Source organism: Boseongicola sp. (assembly GCF_057460485.1).
Genome location: NZ_JBVCWP010000279.1, coordinates 1 through 5,027 on the forward strand (window position 1 = coordinate 1; position 5,027 = coordinate 5,027).

The following is a 5,027-nucleotide window of genomic DNA, read 5'->3' on the forward strand; positions in this document are numbered from 1 at the left end:
GCCTTTCTTGATAATTTTGATGCCAAATCGTCCACAATGGCGTAACTCTTGATCATGTCTTTTGAAAATGTTCTCGACAGGCTTGAGGTCTCTACAGAACCTTTTGCGCTGTGCCAGTTACGCGGAGCCTGTACACTTGACCTTGGGCGCAGACCGAAGGCGACACTGCATTATATTCTTGCTGGCAAGGGAGAGGTGATCCTTCATAACCGGAAACTGATCGGCGTTCAGAAGGATTGTCTTGTTCTTGTCCCTGCCCTGACTTCGCACGGTTTGCGCAGTTTCGATGATGGTGGAGACACATTCCCAAAATGCAGCGCGTCTATGGTCAGGCTTGCGGACAAGATTCTCGAGGTCAAGGAAACAGGGAAGCACAGCCAGCTTATCGCGCTTTGCACGAATGTCACCATTGGACTTAGCGGCATCGACGACCTGATCGATCTGGTCCGCGAACCGATCGTCGAAAGCGCGGGGCTTAAAAGCGAAATCCAGTCACCTCTCCAAAAGATGATCCAGGAAATTTTAAATCCCGGACTGGGCAGCAAAGCCATGATCCGGGTTCTGCTGTTGGAGTGCATGATCGAACTCTTGCGTAAGCGAATTGCCGCAGAAGATCTGGCACTGACCTGGGTATCGGCGTTGGATGACGAGAAAGTCTGGAATGCAATCAAGCTGATGCTGGATGCTCCGGGCGACCCGCACTCCGTCCAGAGCCTTGCCGACGCCGTGGGAATGAGCCGTTCGAGTTTCGCAAAACATTTCCGCGATGCTTATGGGACCGGCACAATGGAATTATTGCGGAACATTCGGGTCCATAGAGCTGCGTCACTGCTGGATGAAACCGATCTGCCAGTCAAACGCATCGCCGAGATGGTGGGCTTTCGAAGCCGGAGTGCATTCACGAGGATGTTCGAAAAACTGACCGGTCAGGCACCGCAGAGCTTTCGCCAGAAATAGGTGGCGTCGAAATGCGCTCCAAGAATTCTCTTTTGACCGCTCGCAAGAAATATATCGCCAGAATCCTTAGACAGCATTCTCTTGGAACGAACGTAAGCTCTGCAAAGAATGTACGCCACTCTTACCCTCGCGGAAAGAGTTCGATATCCGCTGCTGCTCATGTCGTGATCCAGGTGCCTTGTTGATGACAAGAGCCTCTGTCTTGAGGCTGAGAAAGTGTGCTCTCAGCCGGATCAACTTGCACGGCCACAGTTTGTGCAGACGCTCCGGTAGCGGCGGCAGATTGACGCGTCATTGATCCTAAAAACGCGTCTCGACGTATAAGTGTAAAAAGAGAATTCAATGCAGACAAAAAAACAAGACGTCATCGTATTGCGGGCAACATCAGTCGCCAGCCGCGCACCTACTTGCGGTCCGACCGTCTACTACGACGGTTCCTGCCCGCTCTGCTCGGCTGAGATCAACCACTATGCTTCGAGGTCCGGTGGGAACAATCTGCACCTGGTCGATGTTTCTGTGGAACATGCCGAGCTGGGTTCAGACCTCACATCCGAAAAAGCTATGAGCCGGTTTCATGTTCGCAAGCAGGACGGAGAACTACTGTCAGGCGCAAGAGCCTTTGTGGAAGTCTGGCGTGCTTTGCCCGGCTGGTCGTGGGCATCCCGTTTGGCGAATATCCCTGGTGTGCTGCACGTTATGGAAGTTGCCTACAGAAGCTCTCTCGTGGTGCGTCCGGTAATTTCGAAGCTTGCCGGCCGCCTTGGCTTTCAAGCTGCAAATCAACAACCAACGCGCCCCCGAAAAGCAGATGAACTGGAAAATTAGTGCTTATTTGATATCTGAAGATCGGTCGTAAATCTACTCATCAAGCGGAAGATAACAAGCGTGTTGGAGGTTCCAGAACCTAGACGTTGTTATCGGAAAACCGCCAAGAGCAGCTTGTGGCGTAAACTATGGTATGAGACCGCATGGAGAGTTATGGCCGGGTGTTCAAGATAAAAACAAACTGGGAATTCGTGGCCGATACCGTGATGGGCGGTATCTCAAGGGGTCAAATTGCCAAAGAAACCATCGACGGACGCAGTGCGACACGTCTGACCGGGCTGGTCTCGCTAGAAAACAACGGGGGCTTCATTCAGATGGCCTCTGACCTTAAGCGGGACGGTTCAATTCTGGATGCAGGCTACCGGACCGGTATCGAGATTGATGTTTACGGCAACGATGAACTATATGATCTGCGCCTTCGAACAGATGATCTGGAACGGCCTTGGCAATCATTTCGCGCGCCTTTCCGTGCAACAGCGCAATGGTCCACTATCCAATTTCCATTTCTCACATTTGAGCCACACAGGTCAGAAAAGGTTCTGAGGCCCGCAAGGCTGCGTCGAATTGGCGTGGTTGCGGTGGGGCGCGTCTTTCAAGCGGATGTCGCTGTTTCGGATGTCCGGCTGTTCTGAGCGATAGGGAAGTTTGTCGCCGGACCTGATCTGAAGGAACGGTTCTACGTGGGATTTGGACGAAAGCGGAAGTCGACGGCAGGCCTGTTGATGGCCAGTTCGGAAAATGCGGTTCCAACCGAACGCAGGGATTTCGAGAGCCTCGCGTAAGCGCAATTATGTTAAATCTCAAAAATAGCCGGTGAGTGTGCCAAAAGGGGCACCCCACCCCATCAAGGGTCGTCAGCCGTAAACGGTGATAGCCCTTGTCGGTCTAGGCTTGATTGGTCGCTGTTTTGGTCTGTATTGCTTGCGGCGCGAAAGTCCGCTGTGCGGACAAAGCTGCCACTCGCTGGGCTTGGCCCAATCTCCAATATCGAGGCCCTAAGTCGTCACCACTATTTTACCGCCTGCGGAATTATCTTCCATTGCTCGGTGAGCCTCGACGATCTCCACCATTTTGAATGTTTTGCCGATGGGTGGGTTGAAGGTGCCCTGCACGACCGCGTCTACAACTTGCTGAAGAGGTGTTGAAATGAAATCCTCAGCTCCTCCGGAATATGTCGTCAGGTTTACGGCAGTGGGGATCGACCCCATCGGACTAAAGCGCTCAAACTCCCAAGCGTTACCCACCATGCCTGTCATGCAAACCGAGCCACCCATCGCTGCGCATTGCAGGCTGTCGAGCAAGGTTGTGGTGCCGACCAGTTCCAGAACCCTGTTGACACCATCGGGATACTTTTTCCTGACCAGCGAGGATATTTCGCCACCGTCAATGTACACCTCATCCGCGCCATTCTTTAACAACATCTCGCGCCGGTCTTCTCGACGGGATGTGGCCAGGATGCGAAGCCCGGCCTGTTTCGCCAGTATGGCGGCGGTCAAGCCCACCGACGTTGTGCCGCCTCGTATCAAGAGTGTTTCGCCAGCTTTGGCTCCAAGCGAAGTATTGAGCGATCCCCATGCTGTTTGGACCATCTCGGGCAAGGCACCAAGCACGCTCCATGGCAAATTGGTTCTAAGTCTCTGGACCTGCCCGGCAGGCACGAGGGTGTATTCCGCGTATCCCCCGTCAAATTGTCGGCCCATGCCACCCATCGCAGTGGCCACTTTGTCGCCTTGTTGAAACCCTCTATCCGGTGCAGCGACAACTTCGCCCACCGCTTCAATGCCCAGCACGCGTGGAAAGGGCACGTTTGGAGAATAGCCCTGGCGTGTGAAAAGCTCTGACCGGTTTAGACCGAAAGCCCGGACTCTGATGAGGACCCAACCGGATTTCGGTGTCGGGACTGGCATAGTTTCCACGTTCAAGACCTCGGGTCCGCCGGCCTCGCGTATGATAACCGCTTTCATGCTCCCCATAACACCGCCTCCAGTCGAAAAGCCGAAGGTAGCGGTGGTACGCGGAATTGTCACTAGGGGCTCAGAAAGCGGGGCCTGCTTGAGGTTGGACCCGGCCAACTCCGTCGGATGTCCGCTATTTGGATAAAGCTGACGTTCTTGATCGGCGGTCATCCACACGTACCTTTGTGGTAAACTCCACTGGAATCGGCAGAAAGGATTGTGGGAATGCGACATTTCTTGATCAAAACAGCCTTCATCATTGCAAGTTTGGGGTGCAGCGTTTCGGCTTCTGCACAAAGCAGCGATGGAACCACCGGGGCGAAGGCTTCGTCGTTGCCGGACTGCCCCGTTGCGCTTGGCAGCCGGGGCGACCCGACAGCCTACTCCAGCGAGCCGTTTGAATGCCACTGCACGGCCGAAGCACGCAAACTGAGAGGCGGATATGCCTTCGGGAGTGACCCCTACGACGGCATCAGCAACATCTGCATGGCGGCGCTGCATGCCGGCGCGACAGGGCCCGAGGGAGGAGACGTTCGCGTGATCCCGGGCCCAGGTCAGGAAAGCTATACAGGTACTCTCGCCAACGGGGTCTTCAGCTCCGACTGGGACTACCCTAGCCAGTTCGGCAGCTTTATCGTCGAACCCCTTAGCGACCAGTAGGCAAGAAGCCCGCAGCAGACGTCCGGGACGGTCTTAACAGCGCACATTTGGGGCTGGGTCAAACGCTTCCAAGTGTCCGCTTTGGGCTCGGAGCGGACATTCGCGGCTCAATGCGCGCGGGCAAGGCGATGACAAGCCGCCATCTCAAGTTTTGATGATCTTTCGAAACCAGTACGCGCGCGAGGGGGCGGGTAAATCGCTAGACCGATCCATTCCCAGAACGTCGCACCCGTCACTTTATTGCGCGTGCAGTTCAAACATAAAAAATTGACCACTCCGTGAACGTCGGGAAGGGTATTTTCTTACGCCGTAAAAGGCAGCAAGAAGTCAGAACATTGTCACTCCGGAATAAGAAGCCGAAAGCGCCTAAAACGGTCAAAAGTCAAATCTTGCGTGGTATGAAATGTGGTATAAAGATAGTAGAGAAAATTTATCTGTCATATTAACAATAGTTTACAGTTAATATTCCAAGGACTTCGTCTCCGCCACCATACCTGATTAACACGATGCTATTCCTGTATTTCAGGTTAGTGCACCACACTAGACCCGGACTGTAGCTCATACTCAATACCTCGCTGCGCCACTTTGCAGGTTTGATGATTCAAGATAGGACATCCCTCTTTGGGTGCC

5 protein-coding genes are annotated in these 5,027 nt (G+C 53.9%); 4 read left to right on the top strand and 1 reads right to left on the bottom strand.

Annotation, left to right across the window (positions count from 1 at the left end):
* The first annotated feature begins 54 nt into the window (after positions 1-54).
* The 3 genes from AC221Y_RS20230 (at position 55) to AC221Y_RS20240 (ending at position 2,414) form a co-directional block, all read left to right on the top strand.
* On the top strand, positions 55-957 hold the full coding sequence (locus AC221Y_RS20230) for a helix-turn-helix transcriptional regulator (RefSeq protein ID WP_486708196.1): 903 nt from the start codon (positions 55-57) through the stop codon (positions 955-957).
* A 342-nt stretch (positions 958-1,299) separates the two neighbouring features.
* Positions 1,300-1,782 (top strand): thiol-disulfide oxidoreductase DCC family protein, encoded by a 483-nt coding sequence (locus tag AC221Y_RS20235; protein ID WP_486708197.1) that lies wholly within the window; start codon positions 1,300-1,302, stop codon positions 1,780-1,782.
* A 143-nt stretch (positions 1,783-1,925) separates the two neighbouring features.
* Positions 1,926-2,414, top strand: a complete 489-nt coding sequence (locus AC221Y_RS20240; RefSeq protein WP_486708198.1) for a CIA30 family protein — start codon at positions 1,926-1,928, stop codon at positions 2,412-2,414.
* 363 nt (positions 2,415-2,777) lie between these two features.
* On the opposite strand, the gene AC221Y_RS20245 is transcribed toward AC221Y_RS20240, so the two are convergent.
* Positions 2,778-3,908, bottom strand: coding sequence for a zinc-binding alcohol dehydrogenase family protein (locus tag AC221Y_RS20245; RefSeq protein WP_486708199.1), 1,131 nt, complete (start codon positions 3,906-3,908; stop codon positions 2,778-2,780).
* 54 nt (positions 3,909-3,962) lie between these two features.
* On the opposite strand from AC221Y_RS20245, the gene AC221Y_RS20250 reads away from it, so the two are divergent.
* On the top strand, positions 3,963-4,397 hold the full coding sequence (locus AC221Y_RS20250; protein WP_486708200.1) for an LCCL domain-containing protein: 435 nt from the start codon (positions 3,963-3,965) through the stop codon (positions 4,395-4,397).
* Positions 4,398-5,027 lie beyond the last annotated feature (630 nt).